This window comes from Psychrobacillus sp. FJAT-21963, from assembly GCF_001420585.1.
Classification (GTDB): domain Bacteria; phylum Bacillota; class Bacilli; order Bacillales_A; family Planococcaceae; genus Psychrobacillus.
In genome coordinates this window covers 166,269-182,782 of the sequence record NZ_LJIY01000005.1, presented here as the reverse complement: position 1 = coordinate 182,782, position 16,514 = coordinate 166,269, and the positions used below count along the sequence as shown (strand labels likewise).

Below are 16,514 nucleotides of genomic sequence, written 5' to 3'. Positions count from 1 at the left end.
GAATAAATGGTGATAAAAATCAACCTTTCATTTGAAGAGATGTGGGAGAAAATTATCGCTTGTGATCGTAAATATGATGGTCTATTTTTTACGGCGGTAAAAACAACGAAAATTTACTGCCGGCCTTCTTGCAGATCTAGGAAGCCCAAAAAGGTAAACGTGGAATTTTACTATGAGATCAATGCAGTTGAAGAAGCAGGTTTTCGCCCTTGCAAAAGATGTCAGCCAGAAATTGAACAATCACCACATATTGAGATTGTTAAAAATATTATTACGCTTCTAGTCAATCATTATAAGCAAAAAATAGTATTAAAAGATATAGCGGATCAAATCGGTTTAAGCCCTTATTATCTAGAACGCTTATTTAAACAAGAAACCTCCGAAACTCCGCGTACTTATCTGGAAAAAATACGCATCGATAAAGCAGCCTATCTTCTTAAAAGTACAAAAATGTCGAACCTTGAGATTTGCTATGAGGTCGGCTTCCAAAGCCCTTCCAATTTTTATAAAGTGTTCCGAAGTTTGAACAACTGTTCACCTAGCGAATATAGAAAGGTGATTCCAGAATGAATTGGACTGATCATGAATCTTATCTTTTTAAGGAGATCTAATCAGGAAGTACTTCATCAAATAAAAGACGGAGCTGTATATAAACTAATCAAAATTAAAGACACTAGGGAAGGTTGGCAAGCATATGCTGCCTTTTATCTTTGGAGGTCATTATATGACGAAAAAATATAGATTAGACTTTGAATCACCGATTGGCATAATAGAAATAATTGGTACTCGTGAAGTTATCAATTCTATACTGTTTTCTGAAGAGGATAAAAAAGAGAATTCATTACAAGCTGAAACCCCTCCGCTTTTAACAGAATGCTACAACCAACTGGACGAATATTTTAGGGGACTTCGCCAAGAATTTACATTCCCATATCAATTTGAAGGGACTGACTTTCAAAAAACAGTATGGAACGATTTAACAAAAATATCTTACGCTAAAACGGTATCTTATAAGGATATAGCTATTTCCATTGGAAATGAAAAGGCCATCAGAGCAGTAGGGAGGGCAAATGGAAAGAACAAGTTAAGCATTGTCATTCCTTGTCATCGAATTATCGGTTCTACAGGAAAATTAACAGGTTATGCAGGTGGTCTATGGAGAAAGGAATGGCTGCTTAAGCATGAAAAATCTATTAGAAGTATTAAGCCTTAAAAAGTATCTTACCATCGGTGTCCATTTTCTTAACGATCAACCTTTATATATAAATATCTACTATGGGTTGATCGTCAAGAATGCTTTCTTATTGGGAAAAGGTTAGTACCGAGTTCATTTATTCCAATAGCCACTATAATAATAGCCGTGCCTAACCACTGAAGCGGAGTTACTGCTTCTGACAAAATAAGGCTAGCTGATAGAATTGCGATAGGTAATTCATCAGTATGTAAAAAACTCGAAAAGTAATTCAGGAATTAGATAGGAACGCTCATTGAATTGAATAACCAAAGAATCTCATTTTTTTAGTCACGTAGAACCGCACCATAGTCATAGATAAGTTTTCATTAATAAAGCCGAGTTCTTAAAAGGAACGAGGCTTTATAACTTTTCTATGGAAATAAGGTGCTGAAATGGATTGGACATCAATTCATGTATGATATAGACGTCCAACATGAGAAACTACATTCAATACAATTTAATTTAAATGAAGAAATCTATTTATTAATAGGAAAACTCTCTTCTTATTAATTTTTTATGTTAAGGTAATAAATAACAAAAGATTAATTTTTGAAATTTACTAAGTTAGATAGATCTAGATTTTATTTCATGATAATCTACGTGATTATATATAGATCAATAAAAAAATGAGGAAGTACCAGTTTGCATGAAAAATAGTAAAATAAAACTAATTTTAATATTATCAACGGTCTTATTATTATTGTTTACAAGCTTAAATGTCTTTACCTCTTATGTGAAGATGAAAAGGACAGTTGAAGAATCAATTGGAAGCCAAAGTCTGGAAGCAGCAAAGTCTATTGCGTCAACGTTAGATATAGAAACATATGAGCAATTTTTGAAGGACCCCGTAAGAAACGAATATTATTGGGAATTGAGAAGCTACTTAAATGATGCAAGAGAAAAACTGGGTGCTTTATATGTGTATACATTGAAAATTGATAATCCAAAGGTATCGAAAGCAATGATAGCTGGAGTACCTCAGGAATTAGAAGAGGGATTTATAATTGGAGAAGCTTGCACAGTACCCGAAAAGCAGGTAAAAAGAGCCTATGAAGGAAAGACCTATGTAACCGGTGTAATTGAGGACCCCATTTATGGTTCTTATCTTTCTGTTGGAGTACCGATAAAGGATGAAGCAGGAAAGGTGATAGGCTACTTAGGTATCGATCTAAGTGCCGATACAATCAATGACATAAAAAGAGAAGTATTGGAAAATAATCTCTTTCTATTCATTTTTAATGGTGTATTTATTTTGATTGTAGTAGGATCTTTTTTATTTTTACAAAGATGGTATCAAAAAGAAGTGACGAAGGAGATAGGGGATACAGAAGATACATACCAAGCAGAAATTAAAACATTAATCACCTCTGTATCGTCTTTAAAACACGATTTCACCAATCATATTCAAGTATTACACGGACTTCTTCAATTAGGTCAATACGGCCAAGCGCAACAATATCTATTATCACTTTCTAAAGAAGTTCAAGCTATCGAATCTCTAAAATATAATATTGATCACCCTGGTTTATCTATATTATTGCAAACAAAGAAACTGGCTGCACAAAATTATAATATTGATATGGATTTTACGATTTCGGATGATGCATTCAATAAAATTAAAACAACAGATTTAATCAAAATATTATCGAATTTAATAGATAATGCTATGGAGGCAACGATAGAATTACCTGAGAGTGAACGTAAAATTACGATTTTCGGTGAAGCAGATGAGACGCATTATGTATTTATGATTACAAATACAGGAACAAAAATTACCGAAAATGAACATATTTTTAAACGGGGGTATTCAACAAAAAAAGGAGAGAAGGGAAAAGTCAGAGGGCAAGGTTTATTTATAGTGAAGGAAATAGTGAAAAAATATAATGGAAAAATCTCAATCGATTCAAATGATTTAGAGACTATTGCAATTGTGAAAATTCCTCTGAGATAATTTTGAAAGAAAATGTAAGCTTGGAACTTAGCTGATGAAGTTTTCTTACTTCCGATGTTTATTTTTAGTTGAATTCTTCCATAATATAAAGCTCTTGAATGTACAAGGCAGTGCACTAACATTTGTGTGCACTGCCTTGTTTATGCGTTTAAGGATACTAACGATGTTCTTTAAATAACAACTAACACCAAACGATTATTTTATAAGGGGTAGTTTGTGCGGGAATACTCCTTGTGGTAGGACCATAGATAACTATTAAATTTCGGTTTGCAGGGCTTCTTGTAAAAGCTTGCCCATTTGTTAATAATATTTGAGTATATGGTGAAATATTTAATTTTAATTGCCCATCACTACTCTCGAATTGCCCATTAAAGTAATCTACTTTTACATTTTGATTAGGATTATCTTTTACTACAATAAGGGCCCGATATTGCGGTGGGTAAATAAGAGGAACAGGGGCATTTCCATCATAGTATCCAGTTACGGTATCTCCTACAGCTACCATTACTTGGTCGACAAAATAAGTAGCCGGTGACACCACGAAATTTACTAAAGACCCATTTCCGTTATCTACTGCCATTAATGTATAACAACCTTCCCCTTCTCCATTAAGCCCTATCATAAAATCACTAATCATGGTAACGGTACCACGAAAAGCTTGAAAATTTACCATACACAAACCTCCATCACTTTTATACGTATACCTATATATGCTATGCATACCCAAGACTTTGTGCCATTCGAAAAAAATATAGATAGGAAGTAGTGAAATAGGGAAAATTGTTGAGTTGTTCAAAAGAGTTTTTACTATAGCGTATTATATTTCGCTCTTGTAATCTTTTAATTAATTCAAGAAGTTACCCTAATTTCGGGATTATTCAAACGTTTCCGAGCGGAGTTGCTATTTCCATTAATTTGGATATGCTCCATGGCCTTTGCTAAACCGTATATAGGCATATTTCCATAAACGGATTCATAATTTCCTGGTTTTACTTCGTAGGTTTCGTGATAGATTCCAACAGCATCATTATTTCCGATTTTTTTATTAAAGTTTTTCCAAGCAGTCAAATGCTTCTCATTTTTAGCATATTTCAATAAGTCCTCTGTTGAACGCCAATATTGAATCATAACAGTCGTTTTTAGTCCAAAATAGCTTTCCATAGATAAAAAACCTAAGTCTTCTTTGTGTGTATAGAGCTCTCTAATCATCCCAGGCATTGCATTAAATACAGGTAGCCATTTGTTCAGAGCAAATGGTTTGTTAATCCTCATTCCTATTAGAAAAACGACAACCGGATCACTGTTTTCGGTTGTATAACGCCCTGTATAAATCTGTTTCTTCATTTCAATTCCCCCTTGTTTTCTAATTGTTTGAGAGTATCGATACACCATTCAATTGCAGCTTTTGTTATTCGTTTACCATAATCCAATGTAAATAACCAATACTTTAAATCTTCTCCAGTATTATGAGTGGAAATAACTTGTTCAATGTTTTCATATGTTTGGTAACGTATTTCTAATTTCTCCTTATAGTCGTTAAGAAGTAATATTGAATGCTCTATACTTTGATTTCTTCCAAAGAATAATTTAAGTAAAACTTCATTTCTCTCTATTGGTATTTGTTCAATTGGTTGTTCCAGCCAAACTTTTAACGTTTCAATACCTTTAGAAGTGAGGGAGTATTCTTTGCGGTCTGGCTTCCCATCTTGAGCAGAAATATCGACCGTTGCCAAACCTTCGTCAACAATTAACTTTAAGGTAGGATAAATCTGACCGTAACTAATTTTCCAAAAATGATTTAAGCTTTGATCTATTAGTTGTTTAATTGCATATCCAGACCTACATTCTGTTGTTAAAATTCCAAGAATCGCATATGTTGTGTGATTATATTTTTTCATTCATTTCACCCTATCTAAATGATATGTATCTTTTAGATATATAATACTTTATTTTNAGAGGTTTAACTAGCTTTTAATTAATTTTATATTATATAGTGGTAAATATTTTAATTTTCGTCGAACGATTAAATAGAATACGTTAAGTTTAAAATGGATACAGAAATGGTGTGTTCCGAAGTCTCGCATTTGCTTGTTGTAGGGAACGCTTACATTCTTTCTGCAAATCTAATAGTATAAGGATGGTAAAAATGACTAACAAACAAACTAATACAGACGTTATTTTAATTGGTGCCGGAATCATGAGTGCAACTTTGGGATCAATACTGAAGGAGTTAGCACCAGAATGGAAAATTAAAGTGTTTGAGAAACTTGCAAACGCTGGAGAAGAAAGTTCTAACGAATGGAATAATGCGGGAACTGGGCATTCTGCACTGTGCGAGCTTAACTATACAGCCGAAAGAGCGGACGGATCTGTAGATATTAGCAAAGCTATTACTATTAATGAACAGTTTCAGCTTTCAAGACAGTTCTGGTCTTTTCTTGTAAAAAGCAAACTAATCAGTAATCCGCAGGACTTTATCATGCCAATACCTCATATGAGTTTAGTAGAAGGGGAGAAAAATGTATCGTTTTTGAAAAAACGTTTTGAAGCGCTAACAAACAATCCCCTGTTTCAAGGAATGGAATTTTCCGATAACCCAGAGAAGCTGAAAGAATGGATTCCCCTTATTATGGAAGGTCGTACATCAAATGAGCCGATTGCGGCAACAAAAATCGACTCAGGAACGGATGTTAATTTTGGCGCACTAACACATATGTTGTTTGACCATTTAACAAATCATAACGTAGAGTTAAACTACAAACATACAGTCAAGGATATTAAACGCACTAGTGACGGCTTGTGGGAAGTAAAAGTGCATGATTTAGATAGCAATAAGATTGAATATCATACGGCGAAATTCGTCTTTATCGGTGGTGGAGGCGGAAGCCTGCCTTTACTACAAAAAACTGGTATTCCAGAATCAAAACATATTGGTGGATTCCCAGTAAGCGGACTATTCTTAGTATGTAACAATCCAGAAGTTGTGGCACAACATCATGCAAAAGTATACGGAAAAGCTAAAGTTGGTGCTCCGCCAATGTCTGTTCCGCATCTTGATACAAGATATATCGACAACAAAAAATCATTGCTGTTTGGACCGTTTGCGGGCTTCTCACCAAAGTTCTTAAAAACAGGGTCAAATTTTGATTTAATCGGTTCTGTAAAACCAAATAATGTCTTTACTATGTTGGCAGCAGGTGCAAAAGAGATGTCGTTGACGAAATACCTAATCCAGCAAGTTATGTTATCAAATGAACAGCGCATGGAAGAATTACGAGAGTTTATTCCGAACGCAAAGAGCGAAGATTGGGACGTAGTAGTAGCGGGTCAACGTGTGCAAGTGATCAAAGATACGGAGGCTGGAGGTAAAGGAACACTTCAATTTGGTACAGAAGTTGTTACTGCTGCTGATGGCTCGGTAGCTGCATTGCTAGGTGCTTCTCCGGGTGCTTCTACTGCTGTACACGTAATGCTTGAAATCATTAATAAATGCTTCCCACAACACATCAAAGAATGGGAAGAAAAAATAAAAGAAATGATTCCTTCTTATGGTATGTCACTAGCGGAAAACCCAGAGCTTCTTCAAGAAATTCATACTTCAACAGCAGAGACGCTTCGTCTAAGTGACACGGAGCTAGTCAATAGTTAATTCTAGGGTGTAGTAAAAAAGGTATCGAATGAAAATAGATTAATAAAAAAAAGAGGGAGAATGCTTGTTTTACAAAGCATCCTCCCTTTTTCATGCATATAAAATGATGTTAAAAAAACTACATAGTTGTTGTAATCTTTTTAATACCTATTTAAAAAGTGGAATTCTTTTCAATACAACACAAACTGGAATGGCGATGATAATCCCCACTACATTTTGAACGATGTTTCCAGGAATTGAAGCCACTGGTATAACCCAACTACCATAAAGAACGGCTTCACAGATGTAATAAACACCTAGCATAACTGGAATTGAAACGATAGTAGCTAGTAGATTGAAAGCAATACTGTTTCCATCGCGACCGAACGACCACGCTATTTTTCCAACTATATAACCTTGCAAGCCACGTGCTACAATCGTGAATGGTGCCCACAACGTCCAACCAGATACCCAGTCAAATAACCCCATGCCAATAGCTCCGGCAAGTGCTGCTTTTTTAGGGCCAAATAAGATAGATGCTATAAAGAGCATAGCTGTTCCAAGATGCACTAGCCCGCCATTTGCCGCGATCGGTAGTTTAATATTTAACAAGAGGGTTGCAACGAAAACGAGTGCTATTAACATGGATGTTACGATTAAATCGAAAGTGCGTGCGTTTGAATAACTTGTTGTTTTTTGCATAGTAATAAACCTTCCTTATCTTTTCTTTATAGGTATCAGGAAAAAGTTACGCAAGGTTTCCTTTTTCCTTTATTTCCTTACTGATAAAAATCAGTTTTTAATTTACTGATAACATTAGCAAAGGATTGATATTTTTAAAAGTATCAATTTAGTGAAAAACATAGGGGTCAGATTATACACATTATCGTTCCTATTTGAATAAGATGTCTAAGGGAAATACCTTATAGCTAGGAGTACGATAATGTGAATAGATGGATTGCGTTGCTTATAATTTTATGTTCAATAGGACTGGCGGGTTGTCTAGATAAATCAGTAAACGAAGAAGTAGAATCAAATAACCATGAACAGAAACAACAACTGGAAGAAGAACAAAAAGAGCCTAACAATAATAACGAAGTAGAGGAACAGGAAACAAAGCCATTAGTTGTAAATATCATGGATCCAAATACTTCAAGAATAATTAAAACTGTGTCACCGAAAGATTTAGGTTATGAAGATGATCTTGAAACTTATAAAAAGGAAATTGAAAAATTAGCTTATGAGTTGGCAAGAGGTACAGAAACGGAAGCTGGTTATGACAAGAGAATGGTTCTTGATAAAATTGATGAAAACGGTCAGGTCATTAAAGGAAGCCCAAGAATTATTTTAAAAGAAGATGAATTGGTAGATAGGATTATAGAAGCATCTAGTACAGGCGAGGATGTCGATATCCCCTTGTATGTGACAGAAAGTAGTTATGATGTGAAAGATATTCCTCATTTAGAGGATGTATTAATTGCTTCTTATACAACTTATTTTGATGCCTCGGATGTAAACAGGAACAAAAATATTGAAATTTCAGCAAGAGCCATTAATGATGTGATTGTTGGAAGTGGAGATTATTTCTCGTTTAATGAGTTGACAGGACCGAGAGACAAAGCAAATGGATACCAACCAGCACCTGAAATTATTAATAAGAAACTTGTAATGGGAATAGGGGGAGGAGTTTGCCAGACGTCCTCCACTCTTTTTAACGTAGTTGATCAATTGGCGGTAACATATGTGGAAAGAAACCATCATTCTTTAGATGTGGGATACGTCCCAAAAGGAAGAGATGCAACTGTTTCATATGGAACATTAGATTTCAGATTTCAAAATACAAGTGGAGCACCTTTTTTAATAAAAGCAATCTTTGGAAGTAACTTCCTTACAATAGAAGTAAGAACTTCGGAGGAATATAGAGAAATGCTAGAATAAGTCTATAAAGAAAAAGATAAAAGCACATCAACTTTAGTTGATGTGCTTTTATTGGTCTGCTGATTTATTTGTAAGTTTATTGATAAATCCTAGGAGGGTATTTTGTATTTATTAGACCAGAAAAATAGATCCTGAATATAGGAGGAAAAATGGATGCTAAAAATATTATATTAAGTCAATTAAGCGCCTGTTATAATCAAAATAATTGGTTTGTATCGCTAAACAGTTTAATAAATGGACTTTCTGCTTCATGCATCATGGAAAAGCAATGAAACGGTAAATTCCATTTGGGAAATCGTCACTCATTTAGCAACGGTACTTGGTTCAACACAAGGGTTCATTAACCTTAATACTAAATATGAGAGTGGAGAATAAATGGATAAAATAATTCAAAATAAATTAAGAGAAATCGAAGAGAAGTTTCAAGTAAAGGTTCTATATGCTGTCGAATCCGGTAGCAGAGCTTGGGGCTTTCCTTCCAAAGATAGTGATTATGATGTTCGTTTTATTTATATTCATCAACCACAGTGGTATTTGTCTATTGATCCACAAGGAATTGGTGCTAAGAGAGACGTAATAGAGGTCCCAATTAACGATTTACTAGATATAAGTGGTTGGGAAATAACAAAAGCATTGCGTCTTTTTAGAAAAAGTAATCCCCCATTATTGGAATGGATGAGAAGTAATATAATTTATTATCAAAAGTACTCCTTTATTGATAAGTTGCGAAAGTTAGAATCTGAAGTGTTCTATCCGAATGCTAGTTTGCATCACTACTTAAACATGGCAAAGAATAATTATCGAGAGTACTTACAAGGAACAGAAGTAAAGATTAAAAAATATTTTTATGTACTTCGACCTGTATTAGCTTGTAAGTGGATTGAAGAATACAAAAATGTTCCCCCAATTGATTTTCATGAATTATTGCAAAGTATGATTCCAGCTGGTGAATTAAAAAATGAAATTGAACATCTTTTACAAAGAAAGATAATAGGTGATGAATTAGATATAGAGCCACAAATCAAAGTAATTAACGAATTTTTAGACAGCGAAATGATACGTCTTGAAGCATACATTAAAACTATTAAAGTTGAAGTGGAGGACCCTACATTAAAATTAGATAATTTGTTTAGAGATACATTGAAAGAAGTTTGGTGATAAAAAAACGTGTAGAATTTAGTTTACGTGCCAGGTACATAAGAATATGTCCTGGCANTATATAAATATTAATAAAAAACTTTTTTGTGAAGAATGTCTAAGGCTTTTTCAATTTCCTCTAAATCTTCCTTAGAAGCATCTTTAATTCTTTTTAAAAAATCAGACTCTATCAATTGAAACGCTGAATTCATCATGGTTTCGCCCTCTTTAGAGAGTCGGATATACTGTTTTCTTCGATCCTCTATATCCCCAAATTTATCTATTAAATTTTTTTCACTCAATTTTTTGAGCTCTCGACTTGTATTGGGCATTGACATATACTGACAATCGCTAATTTCGCTTGGGGTAACAGGCTGACTGACATATACATATTCAAGAATATTATATTGCACGGGTGTGATTGTATCTAACTTTGCATTTTTTGTTAACTCGTGTGTAACACGATGAACTGAAGTTGTAAACGCCACAAATTTATGAAAAAGATTATTTTTGTTCATATTTATCACCTCTAATTAAAAAGATAGCAAAAATGTTATCATAATACAATTATCATTTGACAACTAAATTAATTGAGTTTATTATTTACTTATCAAATGATAAGTAAGAGGTGAGCTTAATGAAAATGCTAATTATTTACACACATCCAAATCATAGAAGTTTAAGCTATTCATTTTTGCAAAAAGTATTAAAAGGAAGTAGTGAAAGTCCTGTTATAAGTGAAATACAAATATTAGATTTATATGAGGAAGGATTTAATCCAATCCTCGAATTCAATGAGTCAAAACGAAGACGCGATATGCATAGCGATTCAAACTTTGAAAAATATAGGAAACAATTGCTGTGGGCGGATAAGATTGTTTTTATCTATCCAATTTGGTGGGGAAGGCCACCAGCAATGCTTATGGGATATATAGATCAATTATTTGCTTCGAATTTTGCTTATAAGGAGAATGGAGGGCTTTTACCAGAAGGGCTATTGAAAGGAAAGTCTGTAGTTTGTATTTCCACTATGAAAGGTCCTACGAATTATCCGTTATTTCTCTTAAACAATAGTCATAAGATTTTGATGAAAAGAGCATTATTTAATTTTGTAGGAATCAAAAAAGTGAAATTTTTCGAATTTGGTAATATGGAAAGTCCAAAGGGCAATCATGCGAAAAAATTAGAGAAAATTTATTCGTATTTCAGAAAAATAAATTAGGATTACTTAAACTATTTAAGCAAAAAAATAGATGCTCCTTTTTAATTCGGCATCTATTTTCACTATATTATTTTTCGAATTATATCGCTAATGGACGTTTTTAGGATAATCCCTTTTTAATCGTAAAATTATCATATAATAATGTCCAGTTTTGTGGATATGGATAACCTAAAGCCCAGTAACTGATACCACGAAGATTATGTTGTTTGGCCAAGTCAAACTTGGCTTGAGCGCTTCGTGCATCTTCAAACCATACTTCATGACGACGGCCTTGCTCATCTACATAGCGGAAAAATGGAGACTGTGCGGTTGTATCATATTGAATGACTGTGCCATATTTTATAGCTCTTCTTATAGCCTCTTGAGGACTAAATGTTTCTGCTTCTTGACCTTGAACGTGGGGGAGAAGCCAATCCCGAGCATAAATTTGAAAGCCTAAAAATATTTTTTCAGCAGGCATGACAGATAGGGCATATTCTACAACTCTTCTCATTTGGTTAATAGGAGAGATGGCTTGTGGAGGTCCTAATCGATATCCCCATTCATATGTCATCAAGACCACAAAATCTGCAATCCTCCCATGTGCCTCATAATCGTGTGCTTCGTATAATAAACCACCTTGTGTTGCACTAGTTTTTGGTGCAAGAGCGGTGGATACTAAATAGCCTTTCGGATGGAGACGATCAACAGCCAATTGTAGGAAAGTGTTATAATTCTCACGATCTTCAGGTAATACATTTTCAAAATCGATATTCAATACTTTATAGCCCTTAGCATCCATCACTTGTAGTACGTTGGTAATTAGCTTTTCTCGTAAATCCGCACTAGACAAAATGACATGTGATAAATTGGAACCAGCCTCTGTTGAGGAGAAATTCGTAATCGACATCATGGGAACTATATTTTTAGAAATTGCTGCATCGACCATAGCCTGATCATTCATCATTTGTAATGTTCCATCTTCCTTAATCATATAAGCAAAGGGACTAAAATAAGTGAGGAGAGGACCAACTTCATTCAGTGAATTGATAGCATCTTCGTTTGATTGGTACGAATAGGCATTTACTTCTATAGTCGGCTTTGGTCTGGGAATAACTAAGCGCATTCCGGCGTATATCAAATTCGGGTTTTCTATTGTGTTTTCAATAATAATAGCTTGAATTGTAGTACCGTAACGGTTCGCAATTTGCCCTAAAGTCTCTCCCGGCTGCACTATGTGTATAATAGGTGGAATAATTAGCTTTCCACCTGGATATAGAGCGTTTGGATTTGTTAGATTGTTTGCTTGAATAATCGATTGAATAGTAACTCCATATTGTTGTGCGATAGACCATAATGTTTCCCCATATTTAATGATATGAGTTGTACCAGAAACAGGAATAACTAACGACTGTCCAATGATTAATTGATTTGGATTTGGTAAACCATTTACACGAACAATCGAATTCATATTTACAGCATAACGATTTGCAATTTGCCAAAGCGTTTCGCCTGCGATTACCACATGAATAATTATAAAGACTCCCCCTAAACGATTTCATTAATGCATCATATGTAATGATTAATAAAAAGTGTATTTTTACAAAGCCGTTTAATGAAACTAGAGTGTGTAATTATAAATATAAAGCTGACAGAAAAATCCCCAATGACTCTTCATAGATTTCGTCAAACTGAGTAAGGGGTAGCGGATTTGTTCCTGTTCCAAGCTCGATAGTAAAACCAGGTCTTCGCCAATCCTGAATAAACCAGTCTTTATAACCTGCATAGCTTTCAATTGTTTGTATAGGCTCATAACCACTGACTCTACTAAATTCCATAGCAAGAACTTCCGTTTCAGGAGGCTCGAGGTCTTCAAATCCCCAATAAATAACTTCCCCTTGTGTATGGAAAGCAAGTACTCTTGCAAAATCCCTTCTTCTTGTTAGGTCTGCCATTGCAATAGCCTCTGGTTCGGACAATGGACTTTCCCCACCATAATCGCGTGGTCCCGGAGTTTTTGGATTGCGTGCTCTTTCCAAATCCCACTTAGCAGGAAATTGATCGTTCAGATCTACTCCACGTATATTTGCTTTCCATCCAGAAAAGTCCGAACTGCCATTATTCCATTCAATCACTCTACTACTCCATGGCTCATTTGCAGGAGGTCCATTTATGACCAAGTTTACACCATCCGGGTTCACCATCGGCACGATGGATAATGTGGTTTGTGTATATAAAGGGGATGTTTCAATACCTCGAATCGTATTTTGGTTTGTTAAGGATAGCAAATAATCATTTAAAAATGTCATAGTGATGGGAGTAGTAATCCATTCATTAGCATGAAATGAACCGTTGAAGTGAACTCTTTTATCCCCATTTCCTATTAGAACCTCCGGTATTTCCCGATCTAATACAGTCTTTCCAATAGAAGAAACTTGCAGGAATGGGTATACAGTCTGTAATCGTCTTATATCGTTTCTCATTGTATCGTAGTCATAATTTTGCTTACCGTTTACAAGTCTCCAAGTAACTCTAAGAGGAACGCTTATGGTCTGCCCGATTTGGAGACGATTTGTACTAAGTCCAGGATTAACAAGCAGAATTGCATCGAGTGGAAGGTTTCGGTTTTGGGCAATGGACCAGATGGAGTCTCCAGGCCTGATTTGATAGTTGGTAACAACGTATCCCGGAATTTGTATAAGTTGACCTATCGAAAGTATTTGGGGGTTAATGTTTCTATTAGAATCGTTAATAAGCTGTAGGGGAATCTTAAATAATTGGCTAAAATACCAAATTGAATCCCCGCCTCTAACATATACGTCCATTTCGTATCTTCCCTTCATTAAAATTTCACATTATATAAGAATATGAAATGGAAGAGCGTATTATGATTTTAATTATTTACGGGAATTAGAAAGAAAGGAAGTAAAAAAAGCAATAATGACTGTGAATGAGTCAAGATTGCTTTTATAGATAAATTTAGAACATGTCGTTAAGCTCGGTATCTGAATAGACGGATATTAAAACGACGGCTTTGCTGCTACCAATATTTTTTACAATATGCGGCACGCCGAATGAGGATGGCATTTTTTTCGACGAGCTTAATGTTTTTTTATTAACAATTAGTAAATAATCTCCTCTTCTTTAGCCAAGCTATTAAAAAGATACGAGGAAGGTGATGACATATGCATTACGATTATAATGCTGGTGATATTGTCTATATATTTTACCGAAATCCACATATACAGGACGTAGCGAATATACAAGAAGCGGCTGTTGTAAACAACCCGGAAAACCCGGAAGAATTAGCGCTTTTTCTTTATGAAACATATTACCCTTTAACTACTGAAATGGCCATTTATGCAAATGAAACAGATGCTGAACAAGCGTATCGTCAGTATTTTCATTAAAAGGGAGATAACAAATGAGAAAACCATTTACACCACAGCTAGTATATTTTGAACCGAATGCATTGGAATATCCACTTGGCCAAGAACTAAAAGAAAAATTTGAAAAGCTGGGGACAGAAATTCGTTATACGACTTCCCATAACCAGGTACGAAATTTACCTGGGGACAATGATTTTCAAAGATACCGTATTGCAAAGTCGACCCTAGTCGTTGGTATTCGAAAAACACTTAAGTTTGATACGTCCAAGCCTTCTGCTGAATATGCTATACCTTTTGCTACAGGGTGCATGGGGCATTGCCATTATTGTTATTTGCAAACTACTATGGGAAGTAAGCCATATATTCGTACATATGTGAATGTGGATGAGATTCTAGAAGCAGCGGATCGTTATATAGATGAGCGTGCGCCTGAAATCACAAGATTTGAAGCATCCTGTACCTCTGATATTGTAGGAATCGATCACTTAACACACTCTTTGAAAAGAGCCATTGAACATTTTGGTCAATCAGAATTAGGTAGATTGAGATTTGTGACTAAATTTCACCATGTCGATCATTTACTAGATGCCAAGCATAATGGAAAAACAAGGTTTCGATTTAGTGTAAATGCCGATTATGTCATTAAAAACTTTGAACCAGGTACGTCACCTTTAGAGAAACGTATAGAAGCCGCTGGAAAAGTAGCGAGAGCAGGTTATCCTTTGGGCTTTATCGTAGCTCCTATTTACCTTCATGAAGGGTGGGAGGAAGGCTACTATCATATGTTTGAACGCCTAAATGCAGAATTACCTATGGATGCACGAGATGATATAACGTTTGAATTCATTCAACACCGATTTACAATGCCAGCTAAAAAAGTAATTGAAAAAAACTATCCAATGACTAAACTGGAATTGGATGAAACTTCGAGAAGATACAAGTGGGGGAAATACGGAATAGGCAAATACATCTATCAAAAAGAGGAAGAAGAAGATATAAAAGAACATCTATATGGCTATATGGAGAAATTTTTCCCAAATGCTAAATTTGAATATTTTACGTAAATAATTAAAATAAGCACATCACTACGAAGTGAAGTGCTTATTTTTTTCTCATTATAAAGCTCAAATGTCTGCCACTTTTTTTGTCTTGTCGATAGGAGAATCCTTCTGGGCTTACAAATGTACAGGTAGGATCAATAGTAATGTTCTCAGATGGAATACCCGCGAGCTCACACTGCTTTTTCACCGTTAGCTGGTTGTCGATATGATACTTGTTCGTTTGATTATTGTAATAGATAAAATCATCCGCGTAGCCAAGGTCTTTAAATTTTACATATACATCTTTATCGACTTCAAATTTATCCTGGCTCAATGCTGCACCAATTTGGACTTGGAAATCACTCATTGTACAATGTTCCGCTTGTTTTAAATGCTTAAAAAGTTTCAAAGTAATTTCTTTGACTGTACCTTGCCAACCGGAATGGACAACTCCAACAAGTTCATTTACTTCATTATAAAAAATCACTGGCACACAATCGGCCGTAAAGCTACATAGTAACAAATTTGGCTCGTAAGTATATAATGCATCTGTATCTGCAATGGCAGTATCTGATTGATAAGAACCAAGTCCTTTATCATCAAGTGTAACCCGATGGAAATTTGAGCTATGTGTTTGATTGGCACACACAAAATCATCCAACTCACAATGTAAGGAAGCGGCTAATAGCTTACGATTTTCCAATATATTAGTAGGATTTTCACATACATGAAGTGCCATGTTGTTGTTTTCAAGTTTGTTTTCATCCTTAAGGGTTATTCCCGCAACAAATTTTGAATTGTTTAAATATGTTTTCATATAATCACCTTGTTTTAATATATATTAGTGAACTGTTGATGTATAGGAAAGTTTCTACAAAGTAGATATGAAACAAGTTATAGGTATTTTTTTAAGGCAAATCTTCACCAATTAGATTAAGCTTGCTACGTTGAATTTTATTGTGAGAGAAAAATGATGTATCTTTAATAGAAGATAAA

At 34.8% G+C, this 16,514-nt stretch carries 17 protein-coding genes; 9 read left to right on the top strand and 8 right to left on the bottom strand.

Annotated features, from left to right (window positions below):
• Positions 1 to 6: 6 nt before the first annotated feature.
• From AN959_RS13325 to AN959_RS13315, 3 genes are all read left to right on the top strand, one after another.
• Positions 7 to 570 (top strand): bifunctional transcriptional activator/DNA repair enzyme AdaA, encoded by a 564-nt coding sequence (locus tag AN959_RS13325; protein WP_056831396.1) that lies wholly within the window; start codon positions 7 to 9, stop codon positions 568 to 570.
• Between the two features lie 154 nt (positions 571 to 724).
• Entirely contained in the window at positions 725 to 1,213 is a 489-nt protein-coding gene (locus tag AN959_RS13320; protein WP_056831395.1) for a methylated-DNA--[protein]-cysteine S-methyltransferase, read from the top strand.
• A gap of 667 nt (positions 1,214 to 1,880) precedes the next feature.
• Positions 1,881 to 3,185 carry a GHKL domain-containing protein gene (locus AN959_RS13315; RefSeq protein ID WP_056831393.1) on the top strand — a complete coding sequence of 435 codons (1,305 nt, stop codon included), beginning with the start codon at positions 1,881 to 1,883 and terminating at the stop codon, positions 3,183 to 3,185.
• Between the two features lie 181 nt (positions 3,186 to 3,366).
• Here AN959_RS13315 and AN959_RS13310 read toward each other — a convergent pair whose 3' ends face one another.
• The 3 genes from AN959_RS13310 to AN959_RS13300 all read right to left on the bottom strand — a co-directional run bounded on the left by AN959_RS13310 (position 3,367) and on the right by AN959_RS13300 (position 5,083).
• Entirely contained in the window at positions 3,367 to 3,858 is a 492-nt protein-coding gene (locus tag AN959_RS13310; RefSeq protein WP_056831391.1) for a hypothetical protein, read from the bottom strand.
• 176 nt (positions 3,859 to 4,034) lie between these two features.
• The gene (locus AN959_RS13305; RefSeq protein WP_056831389.1) at positions 4,035 to 4,529 is read right to left on the bottom strand and encodes a DUF4188 domain-containing protein; all 495 of its coding nucleotides are present in this window, start codon (positions 4,527 to 4,529) and stop codon (positions 4,035 to 4,037) included.
• Positions 4,526 to 5,083, bottom strand: a complete 558-nt coding sequence (locus tag AN959_RS13300; protein WP_056831387.1) for a PadR family transcriptional regulator — start codon at positions 5,081 to 5,083, stop codon at positions 4,526 to 4,528. Before AN959_RS13300 ends, AN959_RS13305 begins: the two co-directional genes overlap by 4 nt.
• A gap of 233 nt (positions 5,084 to 5,316) precedes the next feature.
• Here AN959_RS13300 and AN959_RS13295 point away from each other — a divergent pair, with 233 nt between their 5' ends.
• The gene (locus AN959_RS13295; RefSeq protein ID WP_256363927.1) at positions 5,317 to 6,834 is read left to right on the top strand and encodes a malate:quinone oxidoreductase; all 1,518 of its coding nucleotides are present in this window, start codon (positions 5,317 to 5,319) and stop codon (positions 6,832 to 6,834) included.
• A 147-nt stretch (positions 6,835 to 6,981) separates the two neighbouring features.
• On the opposite strand, the gene AN959_RS13290 is transcribed toward AN959_RS13295, so the two are convergent.
• The gene (locus AN959_RS13290; RefSeq protein ID WP_056831383.1) at positions 6,982 to 7,515 is read right to left on the bottom strand and encodes an ECF transporter S component; all 534 of its coding nucleotides are present in this window, start codon (positions 7,513 to 7,515) and stop codon (positions 6,982 to 6,984) included.
• Positions 7,516 to 7,758: 243 nt separating this feature from the next.
• On the opposite strand from AN959_RS13290, the gene AN959_RS13285 reads away from it, so the two are divergent.
• On the top strand, positions 7,759 to 8,751 hold the full coding sequence (locus AN959_RS13285) for a VanW family protein (protein ID WP_056831381.1): 993 nt from the start codon (positions 7,759 to 7,761) through the stop codon (positions 8,749 to 8,751).
• 375 nt (positions 8,752 to 9,126) lie between these two features.
• Positions 9,127 to 9,909 (top strand): nucleotidyltransferase domain-containing protein, encoded by a 783-nt coding sequence (locus tag AN959_RS13280; RefSeq protein WP_056831379.1) that lies wholly within the window; start codon positions 9,127 to 9,129, stop codon positions 9,907 to 9,909.
• 68 nt (positions 9,910 to 9,977) lie between these two features.
• On the opposite strand, the gene AN959_RS13275 is transcribed toward AN959_RS13280, so the two are convergent.
• A complete protein-coding gene (locus AN959_RS13275; protein WP_053591182.1) occupies positions 9,978 to 10,406 on the bottom strand; it encodes a MarR family winged helix-turn-helix transcriptional regulator in 429 nt (142 codons plus the stop codon).
• 119 nt (positions 10,407 to 10,525) lie between these two features.
• Here AN959_RS13275 and AN959_RS13270 point away from each other — a divergent pair, with 119 nt between their 5' ends.
• Positions 10,526 to 11,110, top strand: coding sequence for an NAD(P)H-dependent oxidoreductase (locus AN959_RS13270; protein WP_056831377.1), 585 nt, complete (start codon positions 10,526 to 10,528; stop codon positions 11,108 to 11,110).
• A 100-nt stretch (positions 11,111 to 11,210) separates the two neighbouring features.
• On the opposite strand, the gene AN959_RS13265 is transcribed toward AN959_RS13270, so the two are convergent.
• Both AN959_RS13265 and AN959_RS13260 read right to left on the bottom strand, forming a co-directional pair.
• Entirely contained in the window at positions 11,211 to 12,626 is a 1,416-nt protein-coding gene (locus AN959_RS13265) for a LysM peptidoglycan-binding domain-containing protein (RefSeq protein WP_056831375.1), read from the bottom strand.
• Between the two features lie 97 nt (positions 12,627 to 12,723).
• Positions 12,724 to 13,914, bottom strand: a complete 1,191-nt coding sequence (locus AN959_RS13260) for a M14 family metallopeptidase (RefSeq protein WP_056831373.1) — start codon at positions 13,912 to 13,914, stop codon at positions 12,724 to 12,726.
• Between the two features lie 360 nt (positions 13,915 to 14,274).
• Between AN959_RS13260 and AN959_RS13255 the strand changes: the two genes are divergently transcribed.
• Both AN959_RS13255 and splB read left to right on the top strand, forming a co-directional pair.
• Entirely contained in the window at positions 14,275 to 14,499 is a 225-nt protein-coding gene (locus AN959_RS13255; RefSeq protein WP_053591186.1) for a transcriptional regulator SplA domain-containing protein, read from the top strand.
• 14 nt (positions 14,500 to 14,513) lie between these two features.
• Positions 14,514 to 15,542, top strand: a complete 1,029-nt coding sequence (gene splB / locus AN959_RS13250; protein ID WP_056831371.1) for a spore photoproduct lyase — start codon at positions 14,514 to 14,516, stop codon at positions 15,540 to 15,542.
• Between the two features lie 37 nt (positions 15,543 to 15,579).
• On the opposite strand, the gene pgeF is transcribed toward splB, so the two are convergent.
• Positions 15,580 to 16,335 (bottom strand): peptidoglycan editing factor PgeF, encoded by a 756-nt coding sequence (gene pgeF / locus AN959_RS13245; RefSeq protein ID WP_056831369.1) that lies wholly within the window; start codon positions 16,333 to 16,335, stop codon positions 15,580 to 15,582.
• Positions 16,336 to 16,514: the final 179 nt, after the last annotated feature.